Annotated in this window: 12 protein-coding genes and 6 tRNA genes; all 18 read right to left on the reverse strand. The window is 33.4% G+C overall.

Annotated features, from left to right (window positions below; translation table 11 throughout):
* Positions 1–126: 126 nt before the first annotated feature.
* The 18 genes from ACJTHF_RS09635 to ACJTHF_RS09720 all read right to left on the reverse strand — a co-directional run bounded on the left by ACJTHF_RS09635 (position 127) and on the right by ACJTHF_RS09720 (position 14,238).
* Complete coding sequence (locus ACJTHF_RS09635) at positions 127–981, reverse strand: Cof-type HAD-IIB family hydrolase (protein WP_106417836.1); 855 nt, start codon at positions 979–981, stop codon at positions 127–129.
* Positions 982–1,057: 76 nt separating this feature from the next.
* Positions 1,058–1,837: an ABC transporter ATP-binding protein gene (locus ACJTHF_RS09640; protein ID WP_058592386.1), complete on the reverse strand. Its 780-nt coding sequence runs from the start codon at positions 1,835–1,837 to the stop codon at positions 1,058–1,060.
* A gap of 104 nt (positions 1,838–1,941) precedes the next feature.
* On the reverse strand, positions 1,942–2,727 hold the full coding sequence (locus ACJTHF_RS09645; protein ID WP_084755688.1) for a VOC family protein: 786 nt from the start codon (positions 2,725–2,727) through the stop codon (positions 1,942–1,944).
* Between the two features lie 132 nt (positions 2,728–2,859).
* On the reverse strand, positions 2,860–3,375 hold the full coding sequence (locus ACJTHF_RS09650; protein WP_325880367.1) for a GNAT family N-acetyltransferase: 516 nt from the start codon (positions 3,373–3,375) through the stop codon (positions 2,860–2,862).
* Positions 3,332–3,940, reverse strand: a complete 609-nt coding sequence (locus ACJTHF_RS09655; RefSeq protein ID WP_084755686.1) for a DedA family protein — start codon at positions 3,938–3,940, stop codon at positions 3,332–3,334. The genes ACJTHF_RS09650 and ACJTHF_RS09655 overlap by 44 nt, the downstream gene beginning before the upstream one ends.
* 243 nt (positions 3,941–4,183) lie before the next feature.
* Positions 4,184–6,568 carry a heavy metal translocating P-type ATPase gene (locus ACJTHF_RS09660; protein WP_232157280.1) on the reverse strand — a complete coding sequence of 795 codons (2,385 nt, stop codon included), beginning with the start codon at positions 6,566–6,568 and terminating at the stop codon, positions 4,184–4,186.
* Between the two features lie 13 nt (positions 6,569–6,581).
* A complete protein-coding gene (locus tag ACJTHF_RS09665; protein ID WP_058592389.1) occupies positions 6,582–6,884 on the reverse strand; it encodes a metal-sensing transcriptional repressor in 303 nt (100 codons plus the stop codon).
* Positions 6,885–7,125: 241 nt separating this feature from the next.
* Complete coding sequence (glmS, locus tag ACJTHF_RS09670; RefSeq protein WP_048541298.1) at positions 7,126–8,928, reverse strand: glutamine--fructose-6-phosphate transaminase (isomerizing); 1,803 nt, start codon at positions 8,926–8,928, stop codon at positions 7,126–7,128.
* A 471-nt stretch (positions 8,929–9,399) separates the two neighbouring features.
* A complete protein-coding gene (gene glmM / locus ACJTHF_RS09675; protein ID WP_058592390.1) occupies positions 9,400–10,752 on the reverse strand; it encodes a phosphoglucosamine mutase in 1,353 nt (450 codons plus the stop codon).
* Positions 10,753–10,773: 21 nt separating this feature from the next.
* Positions 10,774–11,709 carry a YbbR-like domain-containing protein gene (locus ACJTHF_RS09680; RefSeq protein ID WP_058592391.1) on the reverse strand — a complete coding sequence of 312 codons (936 nt, stop codon included), beginning with the start codon at positions 11,707–11,709 and terminating at the stop codon, positions 10,774–10,776.
* Positions 11,710–12,516: a diadenylate cyclase CdaA gene (gene cdaA, locus ACJTHF_RS09685; RefSeq protein ID WP_232157282.1), complete on the reverse strand. Its 807-nt coding sequence runs from the start codon at positions 12,514–12,516 to the stop codon at positions 11,710–11,712.
* A gap of 142 nt (positions 12,517–12,658) precedes the next feature.
* Positions 12,659–13,564, reverse strand: coding sequence for an arginase (gene rocF, locus ACJTHF_RS09690; RefSeq protein ID WP_058592392.1), 906 nt, complete (start codon positions 13,562–13,564; stop codon positions 12,659–12,661).
* Positions 13,565–13,750: 186 nt separating this feature from the next.
* Positions 13,751–13,823, reverse strand: a tRNA-Lys gene (locus ACJTHF_RS09695).
* A 4-nt stretch (positions 13,824–13,827) separates the two neighbouring features.
* Positions 13,828–13,902 (reverse strand) — tRNA-Gln (locus tag ACJTHF_RS09700).
* A gap of 4 nt (positions 13,903–13,906) precedes the next feature.
* Positions 13,907–13,990, reverse strand: a tRNA-Tyr gene (locus tag ACJTHF_RS09705).
* 16 nt (positions 13,991–14,006) lie between these two features.
* A tRNA-Val gene (locus ACJTHF_RS09710) sits at positions 14,007–14,082 on the reverse strand.
* Positions 14,083–14,090: 8 nt separating this feature from the next.
* Positions 14,091–14,162: transfer RNA gene (locus ACJTHF_RS09715), tRNA-Glu, on the reverse strand.
* 1 nt (position 14,163) lies between these two features.
* A tRNA-Asn gene (locus tag ACJTHF_RS09720) sits at positions 14,164–14,238 on the reverse strand.
* Positions 14,239–14,248 lie beyond the last annotated feature (10 nt).

Raw genomic sequence — 14,248 nt, forward strand, 5'->3', positions numbered from 1 at the left:
ACATCACTCATTATATTATATCCAAATGTATATAAAACAATCACACAAAATATATTGCTGACAATATTTTTAGTTTATACAATAAAACCATGTCACCGCAAATCGGACATGGTTTCATAACTTGATTTATTTAATTAAAAACTTTTGACTTAAAAAGTCAGCGACACCATTTTCTACATTTGTACGTCTCGTAACTTCACTACCTAACGCTTTAATATGATCAGGTGCATTTTTCATAACAATTGGATTGTCTACAAACTCGAGCATTTGTCTATCGTTATCACTATCACCAATCGCAAATGTTTCAGTATCTTCTGCAATTCCTAAATAGTCTAAAGTCGATTGAATAGCTGTCGCTTTGTTAACACCTATAGGCATTGTTTCTAAATTACAAGTTGTTGAATGAGATATTGAAATATCTAATTCTTCTTTCATTGGTACGATAAGCTCTTCCCATTTTTTAATTTCTGATTCGTATTTTTTGAAGAAATAAAATTTAGAATAAGCATCTTCAGGTATTTCATCAACCCAATTGATTTTTTCACTTAAAGCTTCTTGTCGTGATTTCCATTCGTTACGTTCTACATCACCTAATTCATCTGTTTGGATTTCAGAAAGTAATAACGTTTTATCACGTTTTAAGGCGATACGATTTTTATAATATGGAAATAACTCATAATAAATTTGATGTTGTTCTGCTAAATCAACAAGTTTACGCACTGTTTCCATAGGCAGTTGGTGTTTAAATATTTCTTTTCCATTAATATATCCTACTGCTCCATTTGAAGATAAGATACCATCAACTTCAAAGTTCTCTGGTACTAAATATGGAATTTCATCATATGCTCTTCCTGTCGCAATAAATACTTTAATGCCTTTTTGTCTAACTTCTTGAATAACATCATTTGTATGATTCGTGACTCTGTTGTCTTCATTTAAAATTGTCCCGTCCATATCTAAAAAAACTGCTTGATTCGTCATGTTGAATCCTCCATATCATTTATCAATATCTATTATTTCATGCTCACAGCGTAAAGGCAATTTTTTTAAATACATGTTACTTTTTAGATAAAATTGGTCTATTATTTTTAAACTCAACATCTACATCAATTCCAAATAAGTTACTCATATTATCACTGTTTAATAGCGCTTGAATATTACCTAATTTGAATACTTCACCATTTTTCAATAAAAGTATGTTTTTAAAGATCGGTAAGACTTCTTCTAAATGATGTGTCACATAAATAATGGTTGGTCCATCACTATCTTGTCCGATATACTCAATTCTTTCTAACAGATCTTCACGCGCTACAAAGTCTAATCCATTTGTTGGTTCATCAAGAATAAGCAACCTCGGTTCAGACATTAATGCTCTACCTATTAATACGCGCGTTTGTTCACCTTGTGATAGCGTTTCAAACCTTCTATTTATATAATGTGTAATACCTAGTGTTTCACAAATATGTTTCGCTTTTTCTTTAATTTCTTCAGTAGGTTCTTCATAAACACCAATTGACGCATAAGCACCACTAATGACTGTTGTAAAAGCATTGTCCTGTTGTCTCATTTTCTTAAATAAAGATGACGAAACATAACCTATTTGTCTTCTAATGCCATCTGCTGAATAACCTGGTCTTCCTTGTTTCATATCTAGTATTTCAAATTCCCCAGATGATGGAGCAGTATACGCGTTAATAATATCGAGAATAGTAGATTTACCTGCACCATTTAGTCCGTATAACACCCAATGTTCTCCATCTACTATTTCCCAAGAAATATCTTTTAATATGTATTTGCCTTCTCTAATCCAATTAATATGTTTCAAATCAAGAAGCATACTTACATCCCCTTTAATATAAGAATTTAGAATATTCACTTATTGTACATGAAACATCTCTTATATTAAAGGTGATTGGATAGGAAGGCTAAATTTTATCATGCTTATTCTGGATTAATATCGAATCTTAATCCATCTGGCGAAATCAATACTTCAGATGCTCTATTCGGTATTTGCATATCGATATTAGCAAGTCCGTAACTATGATCTAAATCTTCACGTTTTTTATTAGATTGCCATGTATTAATCGCAATATGGTGATGATAATCTTTCGTTGACATAAATAATGCATTAGGGAAATTACCTACAACAATTTTTAATCCTAATGTATCAGTATAGAAATCTTTGCTTTCATTGATGTTGCTTGTTTTTAAATGTAAGTGGCCAATCTTAGCACCTTCAGGCATACCATTCCAACCTTCAGTTGAAACATGTTGGACTAATGCTTCTGCGTCTACTTCAAGTGTATCCATATTAACGTTTCCATCATTCCATACCCAAGTTTCTGGATCTCTATCTCTATAAATTTCTAGACCATTTCCTTCTGGATCATTTAAATACAATGCTTCTGACACGATATGATCCCCAGCGCCAAGTCTTACATTTAATCTTGAAGCATGTAATAAAAAGTCAGCTAAATCGGCAGTTGTTGGTAATAATATTGCTAGATGGAATAATCCAGCTTCTCTCATACTTGGTTCTCTACCATCCACTAATAAATTTAATGTAATAGTATGACCTGAGTTACCAATTTCAAATACAGTTTGCTTATCATCTTTACTTTTTATATTTAGACCTAAAATACTGTCATAAAATACAGTCATTTTTTCTAAATCTTTAACATTTAATGTAATGCCTTTTACTAAATTTGCATCTTTACCATGAAACATAACTTGCACCTCTTCTTATTTATTAATAAACAATAGTATACTTTATATACTATAAAAAGTATACTAGTTTGTTTCAAAAAGCAAAAAACCTATACGACACAATTTAAAATTGAATCCGTATAGGTCCTTTTATTACAATTCCATTTCTAATCTCACCATATCTTTGCATTGTATATCATTCTCAAAGATAGGTTCTTCGTAATACTTAACAAAATAATCAATATCTATTGATTTCATTCTAAATCCAGCTTGTTGATAAAGTTTCAACTGCCCTATACCTGAGTTACCTGTTCCTACAGTTATTGTATGACAATGTAAATTTCTCGCTTCATTAATCATATGGTCAATTAATAATTTCCCTATACCTTGATTTTGAAAATGTGGATCAACTGCTAAATTAACTAATTCATATGTATTGGGTCTCGTTAATAACCCAACTGCAATTCCGATATCTTGATGATCTTGTTGATAAACATATACTTGTCCTCTAGTAGCATAATCATTAACAGCATGTTGATTTTCATCTGCTAAAGCTAATAATTCATAATGCCTATCATTTAACTGCTCACATAAAGCTATCATTGTATCACCTTCATTGTTTAAGTTATGAAACTTTCTTCTTTCTAATAAACCAAATGATAAATACAATTATACCAATTGCAATGACTGCATACATAAAGTGAGAATAAACATCCATATAATTGACGATTTGATGCCAATTATCTCCTACTTTAGCGCCTACAAGTACTAATACTAAATTCCAAATCAATGTACCGATTATCGTTAATACTAAAAATAACCATTGATTCATACCGCTCATACCAGCTGGAACGGATATTAAACTTCGAATAAGTGGAATAAATCTACAGAAGAATACAGTCCATGGTCCATATTTATCGAACCAAGCATCTGCTTTTCTTACATCTTCTTTCGTTAACCTAAGATATTTTCCCCATTTCTCGATAATTCTTTCGATTCTTTCAACATTTAGAATACGACCAATCCAATATAATATGACAGCACCGCCTACAGAACCTATTGTAGATGCAACGACTACACCTAAGACTGTTAGATCTGACTTAGTGGTCATGAAACCTCCAAATGTTAAGATAACCTCTGATGGTATGGGTGGGAAAACATTTTCCAATAATATCAATAAGGCTATACCAAAATAGCCAAATTGTTCCATTACACTTGTAATCCAACTCTCCATTGATTTGCTCCTTTAAGTTGATATCTTTCTCTTTTTATTGCTTTGTAAATATAAACATTCGATAATAATAAATAAAACATAATGATGAAACTTAATTATATAATATATGTTGCTGAATAAGTGTAAGACTTAAGTATGAACATGACAATTTATATTTATATGAATTGTCATTACTTTTTATTTTACAATAAAATGATTCATAAAAAAATTCACACCCATTTATATATGAGTGTGAATGAGTATTTATAATTTAACTTTTTTTAATCTTAATGCATTTGTGACGACACTTACAGAGCTTAATGCCATCGCAGCACCTGCAACCCAAGGTGCTAGGATACCTACTGCAGCAATTGGTATGCCTGCCGTATTATAGCCGAATGCCCAGAATAAGTTTTGTTTAATATTTTTAATTGTTGCATGACTTATTTTAATCGCTTTAGGAATAAGTAATAATTCTCCACCAAGAATTGTTACATCTGCCGCTTCAATCGCAACTTCCGTACCAGTTCCAATTGCGATACCAATATCTGATATTGCTAACGCTGGCGCATCATTAACACCATCACCGACCATTGCAACCTTTTTACCAGTACTTTGAATATCTTTAATTTTATCGGCTTTTTCATTTGGTAATACTTCAGAAATGACTTTTTGAATACCTACTTGACTTGCGATAGCCTGAGCTGTTCTTTCGTTGTCACCTGTAAGCATCACGACTTCTAATCCTTCCTCTTGAAGCATTTTAATCGCTTCTGGTGCACTGTCTTTAATCGTATCCGCAACTGCGACTATACCTTTAAATGTACGATCCACAGCAACTAACATAGCTGTTTTACCTTCTAATTCTAAATTGGACATGTCTTGTTCAAAATCTTTCGTTTCGATACTATGTCTTGCCATTAATTTTCGATTACCCACTAATATTTCTTTATTCTGAATAGTAGCTTGAATACCGTATCCAGGTATTGCATCAAAGTCGTCTACATCATTTAATGCGACTTCTTGTTCTGTAGCATATGCAACAATAGCTTCAGCAAGTGGGTGTTCTGATCCTTTTTCTGCACTTGCTAAAAGACTGAGTGTTTCTAAGTCGCCAGTATAATCCGTAACTTCAGGTTTACCTTTTGTAATTGTACCAGTCTTGTCTAGCACAATTGTATTTAATTGGTGTGTACGTTCTAAATGTTCGCCACCTTTAAATAATATGCCATTCTCGGCAGCTTTACCCGTACCAACCATAATGGATGTTGGCGTAGCTAATCCAAGCGCACATGGGCAAGCAATGACAATCACAGCAATTGCTGCTACTAATGCACGTTCAAACTGACCTGGATCCACTAATGTTATCCATACAATAAATGTTAAGATGGATATCCCAACAACAATCGGAACAAAATAACCAGAAATAACATCCGCTAATCTTTGGATAGGGGCTTTAGATCCTTGCGCTTCTTCTACAATTTTAACGATAGAAGCCAGTGCCGTATCTTTACCTACTTTTGTTGCTTTAATATGAATTAAACCATTCTTATTAATCGTTGAACCAATGACTTCTTCATTTATCGTTTTTTCAACAGGAATAGATTCACCGGTAATCATAGATTCATCTATTGATGTACGTCCTTTTTCAATAATACCGTCCACCGGTATCTTTTCACCTGGTTTGATATTCAATATATCACCGACAACGACATCATCAATAGGTATCATGATCTCTTTATCATCCCGAATAACTCTTGCTTCTTTAGCTTGTAAATTTAATAAAGATGATAAAGAATTCGTTGTTTGACTTTTAGCGCGTTTTTCTAAATATTTACCAAACAAGATTAACGTAATTAACACTGCACTTGTTTCGAAATATAAATGCGGCATATAAGATGGATTACCAATTGTTTTGATAGCTTCATATAAACTATAAAAATATGCTGCACTTGTTCCTAATGCCACTAAAACATCCATATTAGCGCCACCATTTTTCAAGTTCTTATAAGCACCAACATAGAACTGCCAGCCAATTATAAATTGAACAGGTGTTGCTAATATCAATTGAAACCAAGGATTCATTAAGATATCAGGCATAGGCATATTAAATAAATGCACAAACATCGTTAATAAAAGTGGTAATGATAAAATAGCAGAAATAATAAGTTTAGTTTTCATTTTCTGTACTTCTTGTTCTTTATGCGTTGTTTTATTTTGAACATCACTTTTAGTAGCAGCGTCATATCCTAAATTTTTAATTTTATTAATGATACTTTTAACATCTATTATTTCAGGATTGTATTCAACATTAGCTTGTTCAGTCGTTAAATTAACTGTTGCTTGTGTAATGCCTTCTTGTCGATTGAGTACTTTCTCGATACGATTAGAACATGCTGCACATGTCATACCATAAACATCTAATTCAGCCTTTTCAGTTAAGACACCGTATCCGAGATTTTCAATTTTATTTGTTACATCGGATAAATTTGTAGCGTCATTATTGAAAGTGATGGATGCTTTCTCAGTCGATAAATTCACTTGAGCATCAACACCATCCATTCTGTTTAACACTTTTTCAATGCGATTGGAACAAGCTGCACATGTCATACCCGTTACACCAACAGTAACATGTTTAGATTCACTCATTTCGTTTACCTCCTTACTTAGAAAATTGTTTAAGTACACTCATCAATTCATCAATCATTTCTTCACCTTCACCATTTTGAATAGCATCCGTCACACAATGTTTAACATGTCTTTCCGTTACCGCAAGTCCAACATTTTTCAAAGCAGACTGTATCGCACTAATTTGTACTAATATATCCACACAATATCTATCTTCTTCAACCATACTTTGAATACCACGCACTTGACCCTCAATACGTTTAAGTCTATTGATCACTTTATCTTTTTCCTCTTTCGTTCTAGGTGTTACAGTATGTTCATGTAAATATTCACTCATACAATCACGTCCTCTCTTTATTTAATACTATACCCCCCTATAGTATATTTTTCAATATAAAAGCTCAAAAAATTTGTAATGAGATGTTGAATAACGGCAGTTTATTATTATGGGCTGCCTTAGTTACAATTCCTCGGACTTTTGTTACTACAAGTCATCATACACGCCTATCCGTATATAATATATTCAAAATTTACATAAAAAAACACCTGAGCTACTTGCTCAGGTGTTTAATATCATTCTATTCAACTGTAACTGATTTAGCTAAGTTACGTGGTTTATCTACGTCACAACCTCTGTGTAATGCAGCGTAGTAAGAGATTAATTGTAATGTGATTACTGATACAAGTGGTGATAACATTTCATGAACGTGTGGTATTACATACGTATCATGATCGTGTTCTAAACCTTCCATAGAGATAATACATGGATTAGCACCACGTGCTACAACTTCTTTAACGTTACCACGAATCGATAAGTTAACTTTTTCTTGTGTAGCTAATGCAATGATTGGTGTACCTTCTTCAATTAATGCAATTGTACCGTGTTTTAATTCTCCTCCAGCAAATCCTTCTGCTTGGATATAAGAAATTTCTTTAAGTTTCAATGCACCTTCAAGACCTACATAGTAATCCATTGTACGTCCAATAAAGAATGCGTTACGTGTTGTTTCTAAGAAATCTTTAGCAATTTGTTCCATTTTAGGCGCATCGTCAACAATTGCAGTGATTGCAGTTGTTACTTTCGCTAATTCAGGAATAATATCTACGCCAGTATTTTTGTTATGTGCATTCGCAACTACTTGAGAAAGAATTGCTAATACAGCGATTTGTGCTGTGTATGCTTTTGTTGATGCAACAGCGATTTCAGGTCCAGCATGTAAAATTAATGTATGATCTGCTTCACGAGATAAAGTTGATCCTGGTACATTTGTAATTGTTAATGCTTTGTGACCCAAACGTTTAGCTTCTACTAATACTGCACGGCTATCTGCTGTTTCACCTGATTGTGAAATAAAGATGAATAATGGTTTTTCAGATAATAAAGGCATGTTGTAAACGAACTCTGAAGCTACATGTACTTCGGTAGGAACGCCTGCCCATTTTTCAATGTATTCTTTACCTACTAAACCAGCATGGTAACTTGTACCACATGCAACGATATAAATTCTATCTGCTTGTGCAACATCTTCAATAATTTCTTTATCGATTTTAAGGTTACCCTCTTCATCTTGGTAGTTTTGAATAATGTTACGCATAACACCTGGTTGTTCGTGAATTTCTTTTAACATGTAGTGATCATAAGTACCTTTTTCAACGTCTGAAGCATCGATTTCAGCTTTATAGCTATCTCTTTCAATTACGTTACCTTCTTGGTCTTTAATGATCACTTCATCGCGTTTTACGATAACAATTTCGTTGTCGACTAATTCTTTATAAGTATCTGTTACAGCTAACATAGCAATTGCATCTGAAGCAATTACATTAAATCCATCACCGATACCAACTAATAATGGTGATTTATTTTTAGCTACGTAGATTGTGTCAGCATCTTGTTCATCTAATAAACCTAATGCATATGAACCATGTAATAATGATAATACTTTATTGAAAGCATCTTCTGTAGTTAATCCTTCGTTTGAGAAGTGTTCAATTAATTCAACAATAACTTCAGTATCAGTATCTGATTTAAAAGTGATACCTGATAAGAATTCATTTTTAAGTTGTTCATAGTTTTCAATGACACCATTGTGTACTAATGTGAAACGACCAGATGTTGATTGGTGAGGGTGAGCGTTCTCATAGTTTGGCACACCGTGAGTTGCCCAACGTGTATGTCCAATACCAATATTTCCATCAAAGTCATCAGAAGCTGCTTTACGTAATTCAGCAATTCTTCCTTTTTCTTTAAATACTTTAATTTCTTCTTCGTTTCTTACAGCAATACCAGCTGAATCATAACCTCTATATTCTAATTTTTCTAATCCTCTAAGTAATAATTCTTTAGCATTTGCTGTACCTATATATCCTACTATTCCACACATAATCAAAATTCCTCCAATTTTAAATAAGCGGTCAGACTTTAAAATTTTAGTCTAGTCGCTTTCAATACTCTGTTCAATTTATGGCTATTTCAATGTCTTTGGACATACAGTCACCTATATGCTTTAAACATTGAACTTCGAATGGGCCACATCCGGGATAGCATCCGCCGATAATTCGATAACTATCCTCCTCGTCAACAAAGTTCATAACACTCATTCAGCATGTATCTGATTATACGTGCCTCTTCAATCGTGTATACTCTTTGTTCAGGCGCTATAAGTTTCCTTATTTCGATAAACCTCACAATCCTCCTTAAGCAAGCTCTCTTCATTCTACAATGAAATTGTAAGTTGTGCAATTATAATACTATATTTAGTGCAATTTTCTCATAAAAATATAATAATAACAGTTGTAATAAATAAAACAAAAAATCTGAGACATACAAAAGTTGTCTCAGATTAATAATATATTTATTCAATTCCCATTTCTTGTTCTACTACTTCTGCAATACTGTTAACAAATCTTTCAGCATCTTCTTCTGTTTTAGCTTCAACCATTACACGAACAAGTGGTTCAGTACCTGATGGTCTTACTAATATGCGACCTTCGCCATTCATTTCAACTTCAACTTTAGTCATGATTTCAGAAACTTTAGCATTTTCTTCAACACCATATTTATCAGAAACTCTTACGTTTACTAATTTTTGTGGATATTTTTTCATTTTGCTTGTTAAGTCACTTAAACTTTTACCTGATCTTTTAACGATACTTGCAAGATGCGCACCCGTCAGTAAACCATCACCAGTTGTATTATAATCCATCATAACGATATGACCTGATTGCTCTCCACCTAGGCTGTAAGAACCGCGTCGCATTTCTTCTACAACATATCTATCTCCAACTTTAGTTTTGTTAGATTTAATGCCTTTTTCTTCTAGTGCTTTATAGAAACCTAAATTACTCATCACTGTTGAAACGACCATGTTATCTTTTAATTCACCATTTTGTGCCATATCTTCAGCTAACACATACATGATTTGGTCACCGTCAACGATTTGTCCTTTATCATCTACAGCAATGATTCTATCCCCATCACCATCAAAAGCTAAACCAAGATCTGCACCATGTTCAATAACAGCTTTTGCTAATTCTTCAGGGTGTGTAGAACCAACATTTAAGTTAATATTATAACCATCTGGCTTACAACCAATTGTTTCGCTAGTTGCTTCTAAATCACCGAATAAATATGGCGCAAGAGAATAAGTAGCACCATGTGCACCATCTAGGACAATTTTCAATCCATCTAAATCTCCATCAACAGTTGATTTAATATAGCTTATATATTTTTGTGCACCTTCAAAGTAATCCGAAATATGATTTAATTGGTTACCTGTTGGTCTTGGTAAATTGTCTTCTGTAGAATCTAATAAGTTTTCAATTTCTAATTCTTCATCATCCGTTAATTTGAAACCATCTGGACCAAAGAATTTAATACCATTGTCAGCTACTGGATTGTGTGACGCACTGATCATAACACCTAAATCTGCATCCACTTCTCTCGTTAAATAAGCTACACCTGGTGTTGAAATAACGCCTAATCTCATGACTTCTGCACCAATTGATGAAAGACCTGCGATTAGAGCTGCTTCTAACATTTCCCCAGAAACACGTGTATCTCTACCTACTAATACTTTAGGATTTTCACTACCATGTTTCTTCGATAATACATAACCACCAAATCTACCTAATCTAAATGCGATTTCTGGTGTTAACTCTGAATTAGCTACACCTCTAACACCATCTGTACCAAAATATTTGCCCATTATAATTCTCCTTTAATTCCATTAGTTTTTAGAAGTTTCTATTTTTGCTTCAACATTTTTAAATTCTGCTTCGTCCACACCATCAGGCAAGCTAAGATTTATTTTCTTAGTTGTATCACCGTCAACATTAGAAATATCGACAGGTACATCTATTGATCCTATACCATCAATCACGTTTCTCGAACCATATATTTTAACTTCGTTTTTATCTAAAGTAATATCATCAATATTTATATTTTTAGATGCACTACCTTTTGTAACAGGATTTAATGTCACAGTTTTACTAGATCTTGCAACTTTAATATTTACGTTAACAGTATCTGGTCTAATCTGAACGTCAAGTTTATTTAAATTGCTATCAAGCACACTGATACCCGCTTTTTCGGTCGTATCATCTGTTAATTGCTTCGTTTCATCTAAAGTAGCTTTAACATAAGCAATTTTATTAAGTTCTTCTTGTCCACCTGTAATTGTTACTTGTGATGGATTAACAGTTTCTCCTACTAGCTCATATCCAGAAGCAATTCTGTTTTGGTTAATCTCTGCTTCAATTGGATATTTTTTAGAAACTTTGTCTTGTAACGTTACATTTGCGCTTTTAGGCACAACTGTCGCTTTAAGTTCATCACTTAGTCCTTTGATTTTAAAGTTTTCTTTATATTGTCCTACTGATTTATTTTTCAAATCCAATTCTACTTTAAAATTCAATAATTTTTCAGCCTGTAATATTGTTGATTGTGGACCAGAAACTTTTACATCTACTGTTTTAGGTGCGCCAGATAAATATAATTCTTTTGTATTATAGATTGTATCTACCGGAACATCTTCTATTACATGATCTGAACTTTTCAAAGCATTTTCTGAAAACAAGCTACCGAACACATTATTCACAGATAAGAACATGAGTAGCGCTAAAATTAAAGCTACAAAACGTAAACCCCATTTAGATTCTAGCATCTACTTCACATCCTTTCTGTTTTGAACAGAACCAAACCAATGCTCAACTAGTAACTCTCTAAAGGCTTCACTTGATATTTCTTTTCTTAACCGACCATCAATTGTTACAGATATTGAACCTGTTTCTTCTGATACTACAACTGTAAATGCATCTGATACTTCTGAAATTCCTACAGCTGCTCTATGACGCGTCCCTAAACTTTTAGAAATTTTTTGACTGTCAGATAACGGCAAATAACTTGCTGCTGTAGCAATTTTTTGTTCCCGTATGATCATCGCACCATCATGTAATGGTGTATTTGGAATAAAAATATTTGTGAGTAATTCTTGAGAAATATCAGCATTAATAGGTATACCAGTTTCTATGTAGTCTTGAAGTCCTGTTTCTTTCTCAAATACAATTAATGCACCTATTCTTCTTTTGGCCATATACTGAACAGCTTTATCAACACTATCAGTTAACCTTTCTTGTTCTGCTGATGTCGCTATATTTACTCGTTTAAATAGACTTCCTCGCCCTAATTGTTCCAACGCTCTTCTAAACTCTGGTTGGAATATTACAATGATTGCTAAAAATCCCCATTGCAATACAAAATCAAATAAAAGCGTAGTAGTCGTCAAATTCAAAAAATTACTTACTGTTCTACCAATTATGATGAAAAATATACCTTTTAATAGTTGTATCGCTTTTGTACCTTTAACGACAGTTATAATTAAGTACAATACATACCATACAATAATTAAATCAAGTATACCTGTTATAACTTTTAAGGCACTTAATTCACCAAAAATGTCAGGTAACTGCATAGTATCTCCTCCGTGTTTCATTTACCTAGTGCTTATTATAACAATTTTTGAGATATATTGTTAATTTAATTATATATAAAACAAAAAAAGCCTCTATAAAAGAGACTTCTTCATTAAAGTATATTTTATCCGTGATTGTCAATTATAATAATTTCTCTCCAAAGAATGATCCCATTAATCCAATTGCTTGATGAGCCGTTTTATTATATTCATCGATAAGAGGATTTACTTCAACTAGATCAGCAGATACAATTAAGTTTGACTCATGAAGTAACTCCATAGCTAAATGACTTTCTCTATATGTTGCGCCTCCCGGTACTGTTGTGCCCGTACCAGGCGTTTCGACTGGATCTAATGCATCAACATCCAATGAAAGATGTACACCATCCGTTTTATCTTTTAAGTAATCTATCGTTTCAGATATAACTTGATTCATGCCAAGTTTATCTATATCTGCCATTGTATATGTACGTATGCCTGATTTTTTAATATATTCCTTCTCACCATCATCTAAATCTCTCATACCAATTAGAACGATATTTTCAGGTTTTACTTTATTCTTATAACCACCGATATTCATTAATTCATCATTACCTTCACCTAATAAGACTCTTAATGGCATTCCATGAATGTTCCCACTCGGTGAAGAATCTAATGTATTTAAATCTCCATGTGCATCATACCAAATAACCCCAAGATTACTATAATGTTTACTGATACCAGCTATTGATCCAATTGATAATGAATGATCTCCACCTAAAATTAAAGGAAAGTTACCATTATTCATTGTTTCATTTACGGATTCATATAAGTTATTTGAAAATGAAATCACTTCATCTAAATTTCTTAAACCTTCTTGTTCGCTTTTATATTTTTTCATATCTATAGTAGGTGATTCAACATTACCTTTATCTATGACATTGTGACCTATATTTTCTATTCTCTCAATCAAACCAGCATATCTCAATGCATCTGGCCCGAAATTAACACCTAATTTCCTTTGACCAAAAGCAGTTGGCGCACCGATTATTTCAATGTTCTTTTTCATAATTTCAAATCCCCCTTAATTTGCATTACTATTATATTCTAGTATATGTAAGCACTTACATCAAGATATATAAGGTTTTATGGATAATATTAATATATTCCAAATATTTATACGTATATACATCATTTTATGCATATTTTTCTTCAATAAAAAAGAGACATTAGTTAAACTAATGTCTCTTACATATGAGCCATAGAGGATTCGAACCTCTGACCCTCTGATTAAAAGTCAGATGCTCTACCAACTGAGCTAATGGCTCTTAATGGCTGGGCTAGCTGGATTCGAACCAGCGAGTGACGGAGTCAAAGTCCGTTGCCTTACCGCTTGGCTATAGCCCAAAGATGGTGGAGGGGGGCAGATTCGAACTGCCGAACCCGAAGGAGCGGATTTACAGTCCGCCGCGTTTAGCCACTTCGCTACCCCTCCAGCTTATGAAATTAAATGGTGGAGAATGACGGGTTCGAACCGCCGACCCTCTGCTTGTAAGGCAGATGCTCTCCCAGCTGAGCTAATTCTCCATAAATAATGACCCCTACGGGATTCGAACCCGTGTTACCGCCGTGAAAGGGCGGTGTCTTAACCGCTTGACCAAGGGGCCATGGCTCCACAGGTAGGACTCGAACCTACGACCGATCGGTTAACAGCCGATAGCTCTACCACTGAGCTACTGTGGAATAATAAAAT

This window comes from Mammaliicoccus sp. RAM2 (genome assembly GCF_045897195.1).
Lineage (GTDB): Bacteria > Bacillota > Bacilli > Staphylococcales > Staphylococcaceae > Mammaliicoccus > Mammaliicoccus sciuri.

What these genes read in the sequence shown, in the direction of transcription:
- ACJTHF_RS09635 (WP_106417836.1), bottom strand. Translation starts at nt 981, where the DNA reads ATGACGAATCAAGCAGTTTTTTTAGATATGGACGGGACAATTTTAAAT.
- ACJTHF_RS09640 (WP_058592386.1), bottom strand. Translation starts at nt 1,837, where the DNA reads ATGCTTCTTGATTTGAAACATATTAATTGGATTAGAGAAGGCAAATAC.
- ACJTHF_RS09645 (WP_084755688.1), bottom strand. Translation starts at nt 2,727, where the DNA reads ATGTTTCATGGTAAAGATGCAAATTTAGTAAAAGGCATTACATTAAAT.
- ACJTHF_RS09655 (WP_084755686.1), bottom strand. Translation starts at nt 3,940, where the DNA reads ATGGAGAGTTGGATTACAAGTGTAATGGAACAATTTGGCTATTTTGGT.
- ACJTHF_RS09660 (WP_232157280.1), bottom strand. Translation starts at nt 6,568, where the DNA reads ATGAGTGAATCTAAACATGTTACTGTTGGTGTAACGGGTATGACATGT.
- ACJTHF_RS09665 (WP_058592389.1), bottom strand. Translation starts at nt 6,884, where the DNA reads ATGAGTGAATATTTACATGAACATACTGTAACACCTAGAACGAAAGAG.
- glmS (WP_048541298.1), bottom strand. Translation starts at nt 8,928, where the DNA reads ATGTGTGGAATAGTAGGATATATAGGTACAGCAAATGCTAAAGAATTA.
- glmM (WP_058592390.1), bottom strand. Translation starts at nt 10,752, where the DNA reads ATGGGCAAATATTTTGGTACAGATGGTGTTAGAGGTGTAGCTAATTCA.
- ACJTHF_RS09680 (WP_058592391.1), bottom strand. Translation starts at nt 11,709, where the DNA reads ATGCTAGAATCTAAATGGGGTTTACGTTTTGTAGCTTTAATTTTAGCG.
- cdaA (WP_232157282.1), bottom strand. Translation starts at nt 12,516, where the DNA reads ATGCAGTTACCTGACATTTTTGGTGAATTAAGTGCCTTAAAAGTTATA.
- rocF (WP_058592392.1), bottom strand. Translation starts at nt 13,564, where the DNA reads ATGAAAAAGAACATTGAAATAATCGGTGCGCCAACTGCTTTTGGTCAA.